The following is an 18,335-nucleotide window of genomic DNA, read 5'->3' on the forward strand; positions in this document are numbered from 1 at the left end:
CTTTTCTTTGTATAAACTAAAAGTTTATAAATTCGGGAAAAAGAAAAATAAGAGCGCTAATTTCAAAACGACCTTTTCAGAATCCAAGGATTGCTTTAATTACAACTGACATTAAAAATTAAATTTAAAAAAATCATTGCAAATAATTTTTAAAAAAAACTACAGTGAAAAACTGGTAAATATTTTGTATTTATTTTAAATTATTGATTATAAATCATTTATGTATTCAACAATAAAGTTTTTTATGAACACCAAAAAATTCTTTTTCAAAATCCTGATCCTTCTTACTGGATTTTACTCGTTAGAAAATAGTGCACAAGCGCAGACCGATTTTTTTTATGAAGATTTGTATACCAATGATACTGGTATTTTCCCTGCTTTGAACCAATCGGAAGAGTTTTTTGTTATCCATGAGCCTGATGGTAAATTAATCACCTATTACCATCCATCAGGAACTAACATTGTCATTAAAGAAATTAAGCAGCAGTCAGATAAACCTTGCGTAACTAGTCTATATTCAATTGAAGATCAAGGTATCTATGTAAAAACTGTCACTGATGCCGATTCAATTGAGACTTTAGAAAGAGATGATAAAATCATTTTGGCTCTTCACGAAGCTATTTATGCCAATTCATGTGAAAAATTAGAGTTATTATCTTTAACTAAAAATCTGGAAAAAGATCCAAAGACATTAGATAATGTTGTTAATCTTTTAAGAAATTCTTGTCATAGCAAAAAATGTCCTAAAGGTCCTCCTGGACCTCAAGGTGCAACAGGTCCACAAGGCCCTCCGGGACCAACAGGTGAAGGTGCAGGTCTAACAGGCCCAACTGGTTTAACGGGAGCCACAGGTTTGACAGGAGCAACGGGATTAACTGGAGCGGATGGTTTCCCAGGATCTAATGGTATGTCAGGGTCTAATGGTTTGACAGGAGCCACAGGATTAACGGGAGCCACAGGATTGACAGGAGCAACGGGATTAACTGGAGCAGATGGTTTCCCAGGGGCTGATGGTTTATCGGGGACTAGAGGGTTGACAGGAGCCACAGGATTGACAGGAGCCACAGGGTTAACTGGTGCTAGTGGGCCAGCTTTTGGCAATAATTATGTTTTTGCCTATGGAATAGAGACACAATCGGTAAATCCATCTCCAGTTAATGTGAGCTTTAATGTTTGTCCAATTTTAGATGGTTGGGTGCGCCCAACTAACACAACGTTCACTTGTAAACAAACAGGAATTTATTTAGTTCAAGTGAGAGGACAATTTACTCTAAATGTAATGGATGCCACATGCGCTCTTTGGGCAACCTTTAATGGCTCCCAAGTTGAAGGAAGCCAGGTTTTTGGGGAATTGAGTGGAGAACTAACAGCAGACACCATTCCATTGACTACAAATTTTTTATTGAATGCGACAAGTGGCCAAGATCTTATTATCCAAGCTGTTGCTAATCCTGGTGGTCAGCTTATCACTCCAGTTGGACAAGGCAGCCCTCCAACAGCTTGTTCAATCACTATTATTAGGATTTTATAATTTAACTCCAAACTCAATATGACTATTGAGTTTGGAAGCTAGCTATATATAAATTCTGGGGTTTCTTTAGAAATTTTGATAAACAATTTTTTTATTTTTCATAGATTTAAAAAGTTGAATCTTGAGAAGGGAAATAAGAATATTTTCGAAATAAATCAGCTAGCTCTTGAAGTTTGAAATAGGCAAAAATAGGAGATCCTGAGGGGCTAAGATAAGGCATATCGCACATAAAAAGTTGATCGACTAATCCTTGACCTTCATCGATTGATAATTGGATATTTTTAGAAAAAGAAGAACGGCTAGCAGTTAAAGCAAGCTTTTCTGTTATTTTTATCTGGAGTTGCTGACTCTGTTGTAAAGTTGACAAATCTTGAATCATTTCTAACAAATAAGTTTCAATTTCTTGTTCAGGGATTATAGAAGGAAAAGCATCTAATACGAATGTTTGATTTCCAAATTCACGCATCGAAAAACCTAACTGATTTAAACTTTCTAAGTGTGCCTTTAATAACGTAGTTTCTGGAATAGAAAATTGGAACGTCAGAGGGACAATTAATTGCTGAATAGCTTGCTTTCCTTTGAGATTAAAAAGCAATTTTTCATATTTAATACGCGAATAGGCTTGTTTTTGATCGAGCAATAGAAGTCCATTCAATTCTTGATTGCTACTAAATGTTTCTTTTACTTGACAAGCATCTAACAAACAATAGCCTGTTAAAGTTTGTAATACTTTAGGTGCTTTTTGTTGATGGGAAATAAAAAAAGTTGGTTCTTCTTTAGCAGGAAGAGACCTAGTTTGGATAAAAGAAGAGGGATTAAAAGTTTCATTTTTTAACTCTAAATTTTCTATGTTTTTAATAAAAGTGGGGTTTTCATCGATCGGTGTAGAAAATTTGTGATTAGGTTTGAATTCCCATGACTCTTCTTTGACCTGAAAAGGAGTTTGAAAAGAGGGGGCTGACCAAGGATAAACGCAAGTTTCATTTTGAACTTGGTTAGCCATTTCGGAAAAGGCTTGATGGGGATTTTCTTGTCTTAAGGCTTTTTGAACAGCATTGATTAAAGTCTCTTTAAGTTTTTGCTCCTGTCTTAAGCGCACTTCTTTTTTTTGTGGGTGTACATTAACGTCAAAAAGTGAGCCTGGAAGGCGGAGATGTAAAATAAAAACGGGATACCTATTTGTACCGAGCATAGTTCCATATCCTTCTCGAATAGCTACCCCAATAAGAGGAGAATAAACAGCACGACGATTAATGAATAGGTATTGACTGGTTCGGTTAGGTTTATGAATAGAAGGTAGTCCAATATAGCCTTCTATTTCATAAGGAGGAGAAGAAAAAGTAAGAGGGCAGAGAGAATGAGAAAATTCTTTACCTAGTAATGTTTCGATTTTTTTTAATAATTGCTGTTGATGATTAATATCGATTGAAATAAGAGGCATTTTCAAGATGGATTTTTGATCGCTAATTAGCTCAAAAGCAATGTTTGGATAAGCTAAACTCAAATTTGTCAGAATTTTAACGATTTCTTGTGTGTCATAATTAGGTGAACGTTGAAATTTACGTCTGACTGGTACATTAAAAAAAAGTGATTTAACTTCAATTGTTGTACCAGGAGAACGAGTCGCTTTTCCATGTGATTGAATACGCCCACCTTCGACAATTGTCAAAGACCCTTGCATTAATTTATCAATTGAACTAACGCCTGATTGGGGTGTTGTAAGAAGTGAAAATTTCGAAATCGAAGCGATTGAAGGGATGGCTTCTCCTCTAAATCCCATAGTAAGAATATTTTCAATATCGTCCACATTTTTTATTTTGGATGTAGCGTGTCTTTCTAAACACAAAAGAGCGTCATCTTCGCTCATTCCACATCCGTTATCAGAAATACGGATAAGTTGTCGCCCTCCTCCCTGTATTTCAACGCAAATCTCTGTTGCTCCAGCATCCATGGAGTTTTCAACTAATTCTTTGACTACCGAAGCGGGGTTTTCAATAACCTCTCCAGCAGCAATTTGATTAATAGTTTGTTCAGTTAAAACATGGATTTTAGGTAACGAAGCCATAAGCCTGCCTGATTCGATTGAAAATGGGCCTTTTAAAACTAAATCAGAAACTTTTAAATCTTATTCAAAAATCGCATTTTTTTAGAAAATTTTAGTTATCCAATGTAGCGAAAAATTTTTGAGAATTACTTTTAAATTGATATGATCAAATATCAGTGAAAAATGATCTTCAAAAAATAATAATTAAATGAATGGAATTTGCAGATTTATTTCTGATATTTGATATGATTATACTTTTATAATCATTAAATTTACACGTTTAAAAGATATAGATATCTCATGGATGTTTTTAAACAAGCTAAAATCATTGTAACTAAATTGGTGAAAGCAGGGCATACAGCTTATTTTGCAGGTGGATGGGTAAGAGACTATGTGATGGGTCATCCATCAGAAGATATTGATATTGCCACAGATGCGACTCCTGCACAAATTATGGATATTTTCCCTAATACGTTGTTGATAGGGCTTGCTTTTGGGGTGGTCATTGTTGTTTGGGAAGGCCATCAGTTTGAAGTGGCTACATTTCGCAAAGATTTAGATTATATGGATGGGAGACACCCAACTGGTATTGTTCTTTCAACAGCACGGGAAGATGCTTTGAGGCGTGATTTTACAATTAACGGAATGTTTTACGATCCTTTGAAAGAAGTTATTTATGATTTTGTGAATGGACAAGAGGATATTCGAAGGCATCTTATTCGAGCGATTGGAAATCCTCATGAGAGATTCCAAGAAGATCGGTTAAGAATGCTACGAGCATTTCGCTTTTCTGCGCGTTTTGGATTCACCATCGAACTTGAAACTCAGCAAGCTATTTTTGAAAATGCCGAGCAGCTTTTCCCAGCTGTAGCGATCGAAAGAATTTGGCAAGAATTTAAAAAGATGGCTATGTATCCATGTTTTGATCAGGCTATTGTAGAGATGCATAGATTGACTTTATTAGATGTCATTTTTCCAGAGTTAAAAGGATTACCAATTAATGAATTGAGGCATTTAGTAGAAGCCTATAAAAGATTCCCTAAAAATTGTGCGACTATTTTTTATTTGATAGTATTGATGCCTAGGCTGAATCGAGAGGAAAAGATAGAAGTGGCTAAACGTCTTAAGGTCACAAATCGTGATCTTAAGCTTCTTCACTATTTTGAAGATTTAAACCAGCTAATTAAAAAAGAAAAAGAAAACGGATTGGAAGATCTTTATCCTTGGGCTCATGCTTTAGCTAATCCTGACTTCTCTATTGTAATAGAAGTGATTGCAGCAACTTTTCCCTTAAATAAAGGGAATGAATTGTTGATTCAACTTAAAAACCGTTTTGAAAAGTTAAAATCCCACATTGAACGAATTCAACAAAAAACACCTTTGATTTCTTCTGCACTTTTACAAGCTAATGGAATTTCGGCAGGTAAGCAGATGGGTATACTTTTAACAGAAGCTGAGAAATTGGCTATTAATAATGATTATCAAGATTCGCAAACGGTATTGAACGCTTTAAAACAAACAATGTTATGGAAAATATGACATCTCATTTTATTACTAGTTTACAACATCCTTTTGTCAAACATTTGGTTAAACTAAGGGAAAATAGTCGTTATCGTTTAGAACATAAAGCATTAATTTTGGAAGGAAGTAAGCCAATTCGAGAAGTTCTTTCTTTCGTTAAAAAAATCATTTACACTTCGGCCTATGCTCCGTATTTAACCTTTGAAGGTTTCGAAAAATGGCAAGTCACTGAGGGAATTATGAAAAAAATTTCTGGGAATAGTACTCCGGAAGGAGTGATTGCAGAGATACAAATGCCTCCTTTTTCTTCTCTTAAGCAAGCTCAAAATATTTTAGTTTTAGACGGAATTAATGATCCAGGAAATTTGGGAACTTTGATGCGAACAGCACTAGCTTTTGGGTGGAACGGAATTTACTTACTCCCTACTAGTTGCGATCCTTACAATGAAAAAGTTTTAAGGTCAGCACGGGGAGCCCATTTTAAAATTCCGTTGAGAAGAGGAAATATCAACGAATTGGAATTGTTAGCGAAACAGGGTAACTTCCAAACGTTAGTTGCAGATTTGAAAGGCCAAATTCTTAAATCAACGGTCTCTAAAAAACGAAAAATTTTGATCATGGGTAATGAAGCTCATGGACCTTCTCCAGAAGTGTTTAAATTTGCTGAGCCTATCTGTATTCCCATGTCTGGAGAAATGGAGTCATTAAATGTCGCAGTAGCTGGCGGAATTTTATTATATGCTTTAAATCAAATGAATTTTTAGATAAAGAATACAGTGTCATCCCTTATCCAAAATTCATGTTAACTTGGAATTGTTGAATGAGTAATGCAGATGATGATCGTTCTTATTGGAGAGATCCTGAAGAAGATTATTTCCAACCACGTAAAGAAAGCCGCATGCAAAGAAAGTTAGCGGTAGCGAAAGATCGGTCAAAATATAAAAAAACAGATCAAGAAAAATATTTAAAGAACCTTGAAAAAGGGCATCAACAAAAAATTAGCAAGCAAGAATGGCTAGAGGGACGAGTTGTTTCTATTATTCCGCAAGGAATTTTAGTTGATTATCAAGGTGAACGAATTAGCTGTGTCTTGAAAGGTTTGCTTAAACGAGATAAGACACAAGCTAAAAATCTTGTTGCCGTAGGTGATTTTGTTTTATTTGAGAAAACGCACGAAGGAGAGGGAATCATTGCCAGTGTAAAACCTCGCAGAACAATTCTTTCTCGGGCAGATAATCTTTCTCGTCGAAAAGAACAATTAATTGCTGTAAATATTGATCAAGTAATTATTACGGTTTCCGTGGTTAATCCTCCTTTAAAACCCTCTCTAATCGATCGATATATTATTGCTGCTCATAAAGGAAACATGGATCCTTTAATCGTGATTAATAAAGTAGATCTTTTTGATGCGGATGATGAAGATCAAATATTAAGAGAACAAGAAAAAGATCTTTATCAAGAGCTATTAAAAGCTTATGCGGTAGCTAAAGTACCTGTTATTTCAGTTAGTGCCGCTAAAAATGAGGGTTTAGATCTTCTTCGTCAGGCTATGTTAGGAAAATCTTCTGTTTTTTCTGGGCAGTCTGGTGTAGGAAAATCTTCTTTAATTAATGCTATGACAGGTTTGGATCTGCGCGTAGGGGAAACTGTTGAACGAACAAAAAAAGGTTCTCACACAACGACAACGACTCAATTGATTCCATTGGAATTTGGAGGGTGGTGTATTGATACCCCGGGAATTAAAAGTTTTGGCATATGGGATTTGGATAAAAGTGAAGTAGAAGGGTATTTTCCTGAAATTCATGCATGTGGTTTAAATTGTAAATTTCCCGATTGCACCCATTCTCATGAAGAACAGTGTGCGGTTCGTCAGGCAGTTGAAGAAGAGCATATTTCTTTTGTTCGTTATATGTCTTATCAAGTATTAATGGAAACTAGTAATGAAAAGCATATTAGAAGATAACTGAAGAGGAATTATGTCATATATAAGATCTGTAAAAGGAAGAGAAATTTTAGATTCTAGAGGTAATCCAACTGTTGAGGTTGAACTAATTACAGATCAAAATGTCATGGTTAAAGCGTCTGTTCCTTCTGGAGCTTCTACAGGAGAAAATGAGGCATTAGAATTACGTGATGGGGATCCCAATTATTACTTTGGTAAAGGAGTCTTAAAAGCAATTGCTAATATTAATGGTCCAATTGCACAAATTCTGGTTGGAGAGCATGTCTATGATCAAGAAAGATTAGATCGGATGTTAATTGAAGCTGATGGGACAGACAATAAAGGTCATTTCGGAGCCAACGCGATTTTAGGTGTTTCGTTAGCTTTAGCACGGGCGGGAGCGTTGACAGCAAATCTTCCTTTATATCGCTACATTGGAGGGGTTCATGCCCATCTTTTACCATGTCCCATGATGAATATTATTAATGGAGGGGCTCATGCTGATAACTCTCTTGATTTTCAAGAATTTATGATTCGACCTGTTGGAGCTTCTACTCTTCGTGAAGCGGTTCGGTGGGGAGCTGAAATTTTTCACACGTTAAAAGGAATACTTAAAAAAGCTGGGCATGTGACAGCTGTTGGAGATGAAGGAGGTTTTGCACCTAATCTTTCCTCAAATGAAGAGGCTTTAGAATTGATTTTATTAGCGATTGAAAAAGCTGGTTATCAACCTGGTAAACAAGTGGTTCTAGCAATGGATTGCGCAGCTTCGGAATTTTATGATAAAACTACTAAGCAATATTTTGAAAAGAAAAAGAAACAAAAAAATCAAGTATTTGCGGAAAGAACCGGTGAAGAGCAAATTGCCTATCTTGAAACCCTTTGTCAAAATTATCCAATTGATTCAATTGAAGATGCGTTAGCTGAAGGAGATTGGTGTGGTTGGCAACGATTAACTGAACGATTAGGACGAAAAATACAAATTGTAGGAGATGATATTTTTGTCACCAACCCCAAATTTCTGGAAAAAGGAATTGAACTTGGTGTGGGGAATGCAATTTTAGTGAAAATTAATCAAATCGGAACCCTAACCGAAACGCTGCAAACAATTCGTTTGGCTCAAACTAACAATTATGCTTGTATTATTTCTCATCGATCTGGCGAAACAGAAGATAGTATCATTGCCGATATTAGTGTAGCGGCTAATACAGGCCAAATCAAAACAGGTTCTCTTTCTAGATCTGACCGAATTGCTAAGTACAATCGGTTATTAGCTATTGAGGCAGAATTAGAATCGACAGCGCTTTATCAAGATAGTAATCGATTTCAGATTTTCTAAGGTAAATTGATGGATACAATTTATACAATCGTTTTATTTGGAGAGGCTGAACGCGGAGAGTTTCGCACGGCTTATCTTTGCCAAGGGTTAGAAGATTTAGATAAATATCTGGGAAATCCACCTTATCAAAGTAAAGGGTTATATTGCGCTGTTCAAGCACTTCTTTTTAAACGTCACCTCATTTATTTTCGCGTTTCGGAAGAGGGGTTTAGCATAAATGATTATCTCATTGGCTTGAAAATGTTAGAGCAGCAAACTTTCATTCCTAATTTGGATGCGATTTATATGCCTGGAATAGGAAACCAGGAGGTGTTAGATGCGGTGCAACCAATTTGTAAATTTTATCATAGTATTTTGTTGACTAATGAAGCCGATTTCTATGACTATCTTTATTATAAGTAAGTCGATGTAGATAGTCTACATCGACGACTGATTGAGAATTAACGACGATCGTTAAGTTTAGCAAGCAAACGTAACATTTCAATATAAAGCCAAATAAGCGTTACCATCAAAGCAAATGCCCCATACCATTCCATATATTTAGGAACGTTGGCTCGCGCCCCTTGTTCAATGAAATCAAAATCAATAATAAAATTTAAAGCAGCAATTCCTACGACAAACAAGCTAAAAAGAATGCTAAATAAACCACTTCCGTTAATAAAAGAAACATTGATTCCAAAAAATCCTAAGACAATAGCAACTAAATAAACAAGAGCAATCCCTCCTGTAGCGGCCATGACTCCCAGTTTAAAATTTTCAGTTGGTTTAACTAGTCCGGTTTGGTAAATAACTAACATGGCAAGTAAAGTAGCAAGTGTCAAACTTATTGCTTGCATGACAATTCCTGGATAAGAAGTTTCAAAAATACTTGAAATTCCTCCTAAGAATAGACCTTCCATAATAGCATATAAGGGCGCTGATAATGGAGCCCATTCTTTTTTAAACACAGTGACTAAAGATAAAACAAATCCGCCGATCAAGCCAACCATCATCCAAGTTTGAATAGCAGCTGGATTTTGTCCAGCATTAAAAAAAGTTTTCCAAACCCAGATGGCAGGAAGAAATACTAATAGGAGTAAGATAGCTGTTTTGTTGATTGTTCCACGAATTGTCATGGCACTGGATTTGGACGCAATGCCAAATCCTGAAAATGGATTCCCAGCAAGAGCAGGATTAGAAGATCTCATAGAGCACTCCTTATACTTTGGTTGTAAAAAAATAGATTACTTCTTCAGAGCCTTATTTGACAAGTCTTTACGAGAGGATTAAAAGCTTTGAAAGAAAAGATTTATTCTCTATTATTATTCATTTAATCTTTCTATGTCGCTAAGACATGTTTCTTTAGCGGATGTAAAAGATTTTTAAGATCTAAAAACCTGAATTTTGAGTTTTTCTCCTGAAAATGCAGTTTTTTTGGTAACTTAAAAGAATCGGTTCTTGAAAATAGTTGTTACTATTCTTCTTAAACCACTTTTCCTTTTTATCGAACAAACCGTTGATTTTTTAGCAGAAATTTTCGAGATATCAAACTAAAAATAGCGTTTGTTTATATACAATGTCAATTTAAAAGAGATGTATAGATATGTTTGGATTCCTCAAAAAAATCTTCGGCAGTGCGCATGACCGCCTATTGAATAGATACCGAAAACAAGTTGAAGAAGTCAACAAATGGGATCAGAAATTTCAATCTTTGAGTGATGAACAGTTAAAAGCTAAAACGGCTGAGTTTCGTCTGCGTCTCAAAAACGGAGAAATGTTAGACCAGCTTTTACCAGAGGCCTATGCGGTTGTTAAAGCTGTTTGTCGACGTTTAAACGGAACAGAAATTCATGTTTCTGGTTACAACCAACGTTGGGATATGGTTCCTTATGATGTGCAAGTCCTAGGTGGAATCGCTATGCATAATGGAGCTATTGCAGAAATGCATACAGGCGAAGGTAAAACTCTAACAGCAGTGATGCCTTTATATTTAAACGCCCTCACTGGTAAACCAGTCCATTTGATTACAGTTAATGATTATCTAGCGCAGCGAGATTGTGAATGGGTGGGAACTGTTCTTCGATGGCTCGGATTAACAACAGGCGCTTTAACTAATAGTGTAGCTATCGAAAAACGTAAAGAAATTTATGAGAGCGATGTCGTGTATGGAACTGCTTCTGAATTTGGATTTGACTATTTACGTGATAATTCGATGGCTATGTCAAAAGAAGATCAAGTTCAACGAGGCTATTACTTTGCAATTATCGACGAAGTGGATTCGATTTTAATTGATGAAGCTAGAACGCCTTTAATTATTTCAGGTCCAGTTCCAGATAGCCGCCAAATGTACGACGAGTTAAAGGAAGGAGTGGCGGAACTTGTTAGACGACAGCGTGATTTATGTAATCGATTAGCTTCTGATGCTCGTAAAATAGTGGAGGAAGTTGGAGCATTAGGAAATGGAAAAAAAGATAAGAAGTTAGAAGAGTCTGAACAAGAAGCTTATCGAAAACTTTGGTTAGTTGGAAAAGGAACACCGCAAAATAAAATTCTCAAACGTTTAAAAGAAAATCCAGATATCCGAGCCGCTATTGATAAATGGGATCTTTATTATCATGCTGAGCAAAATAAAGAGGAGCGCACTCAGACTTTGGCAGAACTTTATATGATTATTGATGAAAAAGGTAATGAGTATGAATTGACTGACAAGGGAATTAACGCTTGGCAGACTTATACAAATGGAATTGGAAGTCCAGAAGACTTTATTATGATGGATATCGGTGATGAATACATCAAAGTTGACGAAGACTTATCTCTTGATGCAGAATCCAAGATGGCTCGTAAAATGCAAATTAAAGAAGAAGACGCAAAACGCAAAGAAAGAGCGCATAATCTTCGTCAGTTGTTGAGAGCTCATCTATTAATGGAAAAAGATGTCGATTACATTATTCATGATAATAAAATCGTTATTATTGATGAGAATACAGGACGCCCTCAACCAGGAAGACGCTTTTCAGATGGCTTGCATCAAGCAATTGAAGCAAAAGAAGGTGTAGAAATTCAAAAAGAAACGCAAACTTATGCAACAATTACTTTGCAGAATTTTTTTCGCATGTATGAAAAATTGTCTGGGATGACGGGAACAGCAACAACAGAAGCTAATGAGTTTAAAGAAATTTATAAGCTCGATGTTTTAGAAATACCTACGCATCGAGCTAATCGACGTGTTGATTTCAATGATGAAATTTACATGACTGAAAGAGAAAAATATAATGCTATCTTGAAAGAAGTCAGAGAAGTACATGAAAAAGAGCGTCCTATTTTGATAGGAACAGAATCTGTGGAAGTATCTGAAAAACTTTCTCGTATTTTTAAGCAAAATGGGCTTGAACATACCGTTTTAAATGCTAAGCAAAACGAACGAGAAGCTGAAATTATTGCTGAAGCAGGAAAACGTGCCGCTATAACCATAGCAACTAATATGGCAGGCCGAGGGACGGATATTAAGTTAGAACCGGGAGTCGCCGATTTAGGTGGTTTGTATGTTATGGGAACTACGCGTCATCAATCTCGCCGTACTGATAGACAGTTAAGAGGTCGTTGTGCACGACAAGGAGATCCAGGAAATTCTAAATTTTATATCTCCTTTGAAGATGCATTACTCCGTTTATTTGCTTCTCCTAGGATCACAAGTGTTTTACAAAAGTTTCGTCCACCTGAGGGTGAGCCTATTTCAGCGGGAATGCTTAATAAATCTATTGAAACAGCTCAAAAAAGGGTAGAACAACGCAATTATACTATGCGTAAACATACTTTAGAGTATGACGATGTCATGAATAAACAAAGACAAGAAATATATGCTTTCCGCAATGAAATCCTTGGAGTTGGTAATATTGAACCGGTCGCTATTGAAATTATTGAAAGTGTGTGTTCAATGGGTGCGGATCAATTTTTTAAAAGTCGCTCAGAAGAAGGGGGATGGAATCCAGAAGGATATCGTCAATGGCTTCTTCATCTTTTTCCTGTTACTTTTGATGAGTATTTTTTTGATAAGGAACATTTAGAGATAGAAGAAATAGAGCAAATGGCAGCCGATAAAGTAGTTGAGGCTTTAAAAGAAAAGATTGCAAGCGAAAATGCAAAAGTTCCAGGTCATTTGATTGCAATGGGAGAGTCTCCTTTTCCAGCTCATACTGCTATACGCAATTTAATGATCCGTAAAACTGATCAAATGTGGCAAGAGCATCTTTTACGTATGGATCACTTACGCTCTGACGTGACATTAAGAGCGGTAGGGCAGCGAGATCCTTTGACAGAGTTCAAACACGAAGCTTTTGCCTTATTTGATGAATTGAGTCGCAATTTAAGAACCGAAGTAGCGCGTTCTATGTTTAGGTTCGAAATTATTGCTCCTCAACAAACTTTGGAACAGCTTCTTCAATCAGGCCTCCGTTTAGAAACCAATCGTTCTCTTTTTGTAGACTTACAAAATGAGCAGCCTTCACAAGAAACGGCAGCGGATGAAGAGACGCAAGAAGAATCAAAGGTAGAAGAGAATAAGCCTGAACCAATCGTAGTAGGCCCACGTGTTGGTCGCAACGATCTTTGTCCCTGTGGAAGTGGCAAGAAATTTAAAAAATGTTGTAATAAGGTTGAAATTGTATAACATCAAAATAGAAAAGCTTTTTTAATTAATCGAAAAAGCTTTTCTATTTAAAAAATTTGTGTTCGTTGATTAGTGAAAGTTACTTTTAAAGAAGAATTAAAAAGCTAAAAAATGCAAAACAATTGTGCCTTTAAACCATCAGCCTGACAGGTATTTAAAAAGCTTAAAAGTTCAATAAATATTTCTTTGTTACCTTTTCTTAAAAATAAATAAGTTTTTAGTAAGAGCGTTACAGCTCAATTTTTCATTACATATAGTGTTTAAAATTAAATTTTCATAGTTCTCACAAAATAGTTAAAAAAGAAAAGTTAATAGGCTTTAGCTAATGTTTTGGATTTCTCCAGGTAAATAAAGTTCATTTAAAACTTCGTTTCGAATGCGCTGTATTAATTCAGAAGAAAACAAATCTTTGATATATAAATACCCTTCTTCGATAAAAAAAGGTTTTAGCTTATCAATATTGCAATTCAAGGCAAATTTTTTCATTTATTGTCTTCCATAATCCCTTATAAATGAATAGTCATTCTCATAAACAAGCTTAAAAGCTTCTAATTGACCTTCAATTAGGTCTAAATTCAATATTTTTAAGAATGGGCTCCATATAAAATTAACATGTTCATTAGAATTGAGCGTGATAGCTGGTTTTTCATACGTAATCCACCTATAAAGTATAAGCTCATAATCAGCAAAGGCGTGACGTACAAAGACATTATTAATTAAGTTTATTTTTTCTCGATTATCAATCTTTAGAGCTAACTCTTCAAATATTTCTCTTTTTAAGGCCGCAAAATTACTTTCTTCTTTTTCAACCTTTCCGCCAGGAATGGCCCATTTAAGAGGGGCTATTAGACTTTTTGAGCGTTGGAGAAATAAAATTGTATCTTTATATTCTATAAAGCAGGTTACAACTCTTAAGTTGCTGAAAAAATCATTTGGGCGATTTTTAAAAAATTCACTCATTTTTCTCACCTAGTTTAACTTTGCTTTTATAAATAATATGGGTGATATATTCTGAACAACGCTCCTTTCCATACTTCATAAATTTCTAAAAGTATATCTTTTGTTAGTTTCAAATTTTCTAGCTGCGGCTACTCAGATAGATGCAAAAAGAGCAGACTTTGCATGTACAAAAGATTTATAAAAGAAAAAAAGATTCCTTGGATTGTGAATATTTACGAATAATTTACCACTAAATGAGAAGCTTTCAAGAATTTGTTCAACAAATTTCGATGTCGCATTCATTAGGCCACATTCTTTCAGCATTAAAATTAATTTGAGAAAATACTTCTTTTAACGGACGGCAATATGGAGCGAGATTTGGTCCGTAACTGGTTCCATCGTTAATAAAGGTACCCCTTGCGCAATGGAATAATCCATTTCAAAAAGGGTTGTTTGTTATTCCAAGGTAATCATCATAATTTCCAACTACTACAAAAGATGAGCTTCTAATTTTGCAAAATATAGAGTCTTGTAATAATTTTGGATCTTTTATAGGTCAGAATTTAGAATCACAAATTCTTCACCAGGATTTATAGAGCATAAACCTACGGGGGACATCACATTAATATCTAATGACTCGAGTAGCTCTCTCAATGCAAAGAACTGAGAAAGCGATTTTCTGTGTGATCCAATAATGACACAGCTTAAATTCCGATATTGGTTTTTTAATCTTTACTGACATAATAATTTTCCTTCATAACTCTATCAATGATATTGCTAATTGCTTTGTAAACCTCTTCGGGATTATGTTTGTTATCAAGATGAAGTGTGTAGACATCGTCTCTTTTCAATATTTCCTGTAAGACACCATCGATATTATCACTAAATATTTTTAAGCGTTTTGTTACGGAAGTTACATTAGCATCTTCAGTACGTCGTGTAAGTTTGACATCGCAATCAACACAATATTCCTCTTTTTTTAATTGTTGATGAGCACGGTATTGGGTACCACATTCACTCTCAACCGAAAAAAGAAAAGTGTATGGTTTTTCACGAGAGAAGTGTGCGTAAGGTGGGTAAGTAATAGAGCAATGAGAAACAAATCCATGGATGCCAGAAGGCCTCAAATAAATCGGCTAGTGGGAAAAACCGGAGCCTGGAAGCTAATGTTATTTTACTTTCAATTATTATATTAGGTTGTTAAAATATATTTTAATTTAATTAATTTATTTTAAGGAAACGTATGAATGCCTCTACTGATACTGATATACATGCTAGATATCATGATATTGATACTAGAATGAATATGTGGGAGTTTGATCAAGTCCCTCCTGAACAGCTACCCGGGCTATATCCTGATCTAGATAAAATTAAAACGAATGCCTTAGCTGTTGCTTGCTTAATGAAAGCTCCTTTTTTAGTAGAGACGCTACAAGGATATAGTCTGCATTACAAAACTCAAACTCTTTCTAATAGAATTGCAAATAGCTATATTACAAAAGATAGCAAAGAAACTTTTAATGCTTCCTTAGCTAATCACGAAAAATTTCGTAATGATTTAGCTCCTGGTTTTGGTTCTGGTTTTTTAGTTCGGTTAGGAAAAAAAAACAATAAACTTTTAACTGCAGGACATTGTGTTTCCGATATTAATACCGGTCAATTATATCCTCAATTTGAAATGGATAAAATTAAGATAGTCTTTAGATTTCATAAGACGGACCAAAATATAGACAAAAGGAATTTTGATAAAAATGACGTCTATAAAATTAAAAAAGTTATTAATTACAATTATAACTCTTTAAATTATGAAACAGGTTATACAGGACCAAAAGATCCTGATTTTGCTTTAATCAAGTTAGATAGGCCTGTTGAAGGAATCGCTCCTCTAGAAATTAATTTCTCGGTGGAAATGGGACGTGAAATTTATGCTTTGGGTTGTCCAACTGGAACTGCGGTCAAGTATGCTGGACCAGCTTTCATTAAAGAAATCAATTCTGATCTTATTAGAGGAGATACAGATACATTTGGTGGTAATTCCGGTGGACCAATCATAGATAGGACTACTCATAAAACTATTGCTATATTGGTCAACGGATATAAGGATTATGTATACGACGAAGCCCATAGGAAAAGTACAGGCGAAACACGTGTGATTACCTTTCGTATTACTCCAGAGATTATTTCTAAGAATGGATATAAGTATAGCGGCTTTCAACAAATTACACCAGAGATGCTAGATGTCCATAGAATCATAGCCAAGAAAGGAAGAAAGATAAGAAAAGAGCAATCTAATTCAAATTCGGATTATTTTTTAAAATGTATAACAGACTCTCTTGATGAGAGTGTACTAATACGTAAAGTTGCAGTAGGAATGTTGTTCACTGTAATAGCAATTCCAGGGGCAGTTTTATCAATTATTTCTGATACTAATAAAATAAAACAAATTCATTCAGAATTAAATTTCTATGAACAGCTTAGAAAAAGATCCAATTACAAATTAAACGCGTTAGAAGCAAAGTATGAAAACGAATTATCTAGTAATCACCTTTCAACTAAAGAACGGTATCAGGTAGCAAGAAACATGGTGGCTTATTGCCTTACAGAAGAAGAGGCTATTATTCTTCAGAAGATTGAAGTGCAAGAATTTGGACGTAGATTTTCACCTGATAAGGTTTATAAATTATTACTTGATATAAATAGAAAAAAATCACCCTTGACGCACTTTGCTGCAAAACGTATTTTAAAACATATGCAAAAGATGGACCCTGATAGTGCCACTGTTAATACCACTATTTTCTGGTGGAATAGAGAAGAAAAACACGATTTATTGGAAGAACCCATAATTCGATCAAATAAATAAACATAAAATATAGTACTTAAAATTAAGACTTCTATATCAAATTCTTAAAAAGAAGGAAAAATGGTTATTACCGCAACTTTTATTGATGGCCGCTGCTTTTTTAATGATTTTAATCCTGATAATGACAGAAATCCAATTACTGGAAAAGTTGGGTTAAATTATTGCCGTTATCAATTCATTGGAGCTATTTTAGAATTTTTTGGATTCACCTATAGTATTCATTGCGAACATGGAAAGTGTTACATCTATGAGAACAGTCTTAAAAATTGGATAATAGCTCATGAAAAAGATTTGAATAAATTATCCGACACAGCTAAAAAGATTAATAGCTTAATTGCAGAGCAATACATTAAGGAAATTTGTGAAAATCGAAGACAAAAAATAGAATATCGAGCTACTCATGATGTCAACCCTGGAGAACCCTTAAGCTATGATGAGATTATTAAAAAAGCTGAGACAGAGTTTGCAGAGCATCCAAATAAAAATGAAGTTTTAGACACAATTAAAAAAAGGTTAGGCTTTTATCGCTATACAGATCAAATTAAAAGACGCTTGTATCCAAGCTTTACTAGTGGAGCAATTCCCTGGTATATAAACATGGATGAGGATTATCCTATATTCCGTATAGCTGAACAGTTTCTTAAGTCTCTTCCTGGCATTGATAAGATTCCATATGAAGGAGAGGTGATCCAATAACAATTGCTTAACCAGTAGGCACATCAGAATTTGGATTATCAATCTTTAGAGCTAACTCTTCAAATATTTCTCTTTTTAAGGCCGCAAAATTACTTTCTTCTTTTTCAACCTTTCCGCCAGGAATGGCCCATTTAAGAGGGGCTATTAGACTTTTTGAGCGTTGGAGAAATAAAATTGTATCTTTATATTCTATAAAGCAGGTTACAACTCTTAAGTTGCTGAAAAAATCATTTGGGCGATTTTTAAAAAATTCACTCATTTTTCTCACCTAGTTTAACTTTGCTTTTATAAATAATATGGGTGATATATTCTGAACAACGCTCCTTTCCATACTTCATACATTTCTAAAAGTATATCTTTTGTTAGTTTCAAATTTTCTAGCTGCGGCTACTCAGATGCAAAAAGAGCAGACTTTGCATGTACAAAAGATTTATAAAAGAAAAAAGATTCCTTGGATTGTGGATATTTATGAATAAGTTACACTATTATGCAGTCTATGTAGCGTATTTATCGTTTTTAAGTAAATTATTTTATGGGTAAAATCATCAAAACATAAAAACTTATTAGTTTTCAAAAAAGAGGAAAGCATTATCCCGTTGAAAGCATCATAGTATGTAACCTTCAACAGAGTGATTGTTTTTTAAAGCATGATAGGTATTTAGATAATCATATTTGCGAACAGACAACTGATTTGAATTTTTTGTTGGAATCTTCAATCTACCTTTTTTCTTAAGTAACTTTTCATTCGAAAAGCTATTAATTTTATCAATGGAATCTATATCCCCAATAGAAATGTCATTGAAAATGTTTTTCTCAAA

General features: G+C 34.7%; 16 protein-coding genes and 1 pseudogene. 10 read left to right on the forward strand and 7 right to left on the reverse strand.

Going from position 1 to position 18,335, the window contains the following annotated elements; all coding sequences use genetic code 11:
* The first annotated feature begins 244 nt into the window (after nucleotides 1-244).
* Nucleotides 245-1,531, forward strand: coding sequence for a collagen-like protein (locus TY19_RS21805; protein ID WP_052354877.1), 1,287 nt, complete (start codon nucleotides 245-247; stop codon nucleotides 1,529-1,531).
* A 106-nt stretch (nucleotides 1,532-1,637) separates the two neighbouring features.
* Here the strand turns inward: TY19_RS21805 and mutL are convergent, their stop codons facing one another.
* Complete coding sequence (mutL, locus tag TY19_RS11835) at nucleotides 1,638-3,596, reverse strand: DNA mismatch repair endonuclease MutL (protein ID WP_052354878.1); 1,959 nt, start codon at nucleotides 3,594-3,596, stop codon at nucleotides 1,638-1,640.
* A gap of 279 nt (nucleotides 3,597-3,875) precedes the next feature.
* Between mutL and TY19_RS08820 the strand changes: the two genes are divergently transcribed.
* The 5 genes from TY19_RS08820 to TY19_RS08840 are packed head-to-tail and all read left to right on the forward strand — an operon-like array spanning nucleotide 3,876 to nucleotide 8,779.
* Nucleotides 3,876-5,114, forward strand: a complete 1,239-nt coding sequence (locus TY19_RS08820; RefSeq protein ID WP_042281891.1) for a CCA tRNA nucleotidyltransferase — start codon at nucleotides 3,876-3,878, stop codon at nucleotides 5,112-5,114.
* The gene (locus tag TY19_RS08825) at nucleotides 5,111-5,860 is read left to right on the forward strand and encodes a TrmH family RNA methyltransferase (RefSeq protein WP_052354879.1); all 750 of its coding nucleotides are present in this window, start codon (nucleotides 5,111-5,113) and stop codon (nucleotides 5,858-5,860) included. Before TY19_RS08820 ends, TY19_RS08825 begins: the two co-directional genes overlap by 4 nt.
* Before the next feature lie 56 nt (nucleotides 5,861-5,916).
* A complete protein-coding gene (rsgA, locus tag TY19_RS08830) occupies nucleotides 5,917-7,059 on the forward strand; it encodes a ribosome small subunit-dependent GTPase A (RefSeq protein WP_039356028.1) in 1,143 nt (380 codons plus the stop codon).
* 13 nt (nucleotides 7,060-7,072) lie between these two features.
* Nucleotides 7,073-8,377 carry a phosphopyruvate hydratase gene (eno, locus tag TY19_RS08835; RefSeq protein ID WP_042281893.1) on the forward strand — a complete coding sequence of 435 codons (1,305 nt, stop codon included), beginning with the start codon at nucleotides 7,073-7,075 and terminating at the stop codon, nucleotides 8,375-8,377.
* 9 nt (nucleotides 8,378-8,386) lie between these two features.
* The gene (locus TY19_RS08840; protein ID WP_042281894.1) at nucleotides 8,387-8,779 is read left to right on the forward strand and encodes a hypothetical protein; all 393 of its coding nucleotides are present in this window, start codon (nucleotides 8,387-8,389) and stop codon (nucleotides 8,777-8,779) included.
* Nucleotides 8,780-8,817: 38 nt separating this feature from the next.
* Here the strand turns inward: TY19_RS08840 and TY19_RS08845 are convergent, their stop codons facing one another.
* The gene (locus TY19_RS08845) at nucleotides 8,818-9,564 is read right to left on the reverse strand and encodes a Bax inhibitor-1/YccA family protein (protein WP_042281896.1); all 747 of its coding nucleotides are present in this window, start codon (nucleotides 9,562-9,564) and stop codon (nucleotides 8,818-8,820) included.
* 395 nt (nucleotides 9,565-9,959) lie between these two features.
* Between TY19_RS08845 and secA the strand changes: the two are divergent.
* Nucleotides 9,960-12,761: pseudogene (gene secA, locus TY19_RS08850) on the forward strand (preprotein translocase subunit SecA); the annotation flags it as partial.
* The gene (locus TY19_RS26895) at nucleotides 12,744-13,022 is read left to right on the forward strand and encodes an SEC-C metal-binding domain-containing protein (RefSeq protein WP_445082253.1); all 279 of its coding nucleotides are present in this window, start codon (nucleotides 12,744-12,746) and stop codon (nucleotides 13,020-13,022) included. The pseudogene secA and the gene TY19_RS26895, both read left to right, overlap by 18 nt.
* A gap of 318 nt (nucleotides 13,023-13,340) precedes the next feature.
* Here TY19_RS26895 and TY19_RS16265 read toward each other — a convergent pair whose 3' ends face one another.
* The 3 genes from TY19_RS16265 to TY19_RS08860 form a co-directional block, all read right to left on the reverse strand.
* The gene (locus TY19_RS16265) at nucleotides 13,341-13,508 is read right to left on the reverse strand and encodes a hypothetical protein (protein WP_158383170.1); all 168 of its coding nucleotides are present in this window, start codon (nucleotides 13,506-13,508) and stop codon (nucleotides 13,341-13,343) included.
* Nucleotides 13,509-13,982 carry an NUDIX domain-containing protein gene (locus TY19_RS11840; protein ID WP_052354880.1) on the reverse strand — a complete coding sequence of 158 codons (474 nt, stop codon included), beginning with the start codon at nucleotides 13,980-13,982 and terminating at the stop codon, nucleotides 13,509-13,511.
* A gap of 704 nt (nucleotides 13,983-14,686) precedes the next feature.
* The gene (locus TY19_RS08860) at nucleotides 14,687-15,088 is read right to left on the reverse strand and encodes a hypothetical protein (protein ID WP_042281903.1); all 402 of its coding nucleotides are present in this window, start codon (nucleotides 15,086-15,088) and stop codon (nucleotides 14,687-14,689) included.
* Between the two features lie 116 nt (nucleotides 15,089-15,204).
* Between TY19_RS08860 and TY19_RS08865 the strand changes: the two genes are divergently transcribed.
* Entirely contained in the window at nucleotides 15,205-16,821 is a 1,617-nt protein-coding gene (locus TY19_RS08865) for a trypsin-like serine peptidase (RefSeq protein WP_042281905.1), read from the forward strand.
* Between the two features lie 60 nt (nucleotides 16,822-16,881).
* Complete coding sequence (locus tag TY19_RS08870) at nucleotides 16,882-17,517, forward strand: hypothetical protein (RefSeq protein ID WP_042281908.1); 636 nt, start codon at nucleotides 16,882-16,884, stop codon at nucleotides 17,515-17,517.
* 7 nt (nucleotides 17,518-17,524) lie between these two features.
* Here TY19_RS08870 and TY19_RS08875 read toward each other — a convergent pair whose 3' ends face one another.
* Nucleotides 17,525-17,776 carry an NUDIX domain-containing protein gene (locus TY19_RS08875; protein ID WP_052354881.1) on the reverse strand — a complete coding sequence of 84 codons (252 nt, stop codon included), beginning with the start codon at nucleotides 17,774-17,776 and terminating at the stop codon, nucleotides 17,525-17,527.
* 346 nt (nucleotides 17,777-18,122) lie between these two features.
* The coding region (locus TY19_RS19620; protein ID WP_226988504.1) for a hypothetical protein at nucleotides 18,123-18,335 on the reverse strand (213 nt) is incomplete at its 5' end.

Origin of the sequence: Candidatus Protochlamydia sp. R18 (genome assembly GCF_000648255.1) — a bacterium.
GTDB classification, from domain to species: domain Bacteria; phylum Chlamydiota; class Chlamydiia; order Chlamydiales; family Parachlamydiaceae; genus Protochlamydia; species Protochlamydia amoebophila.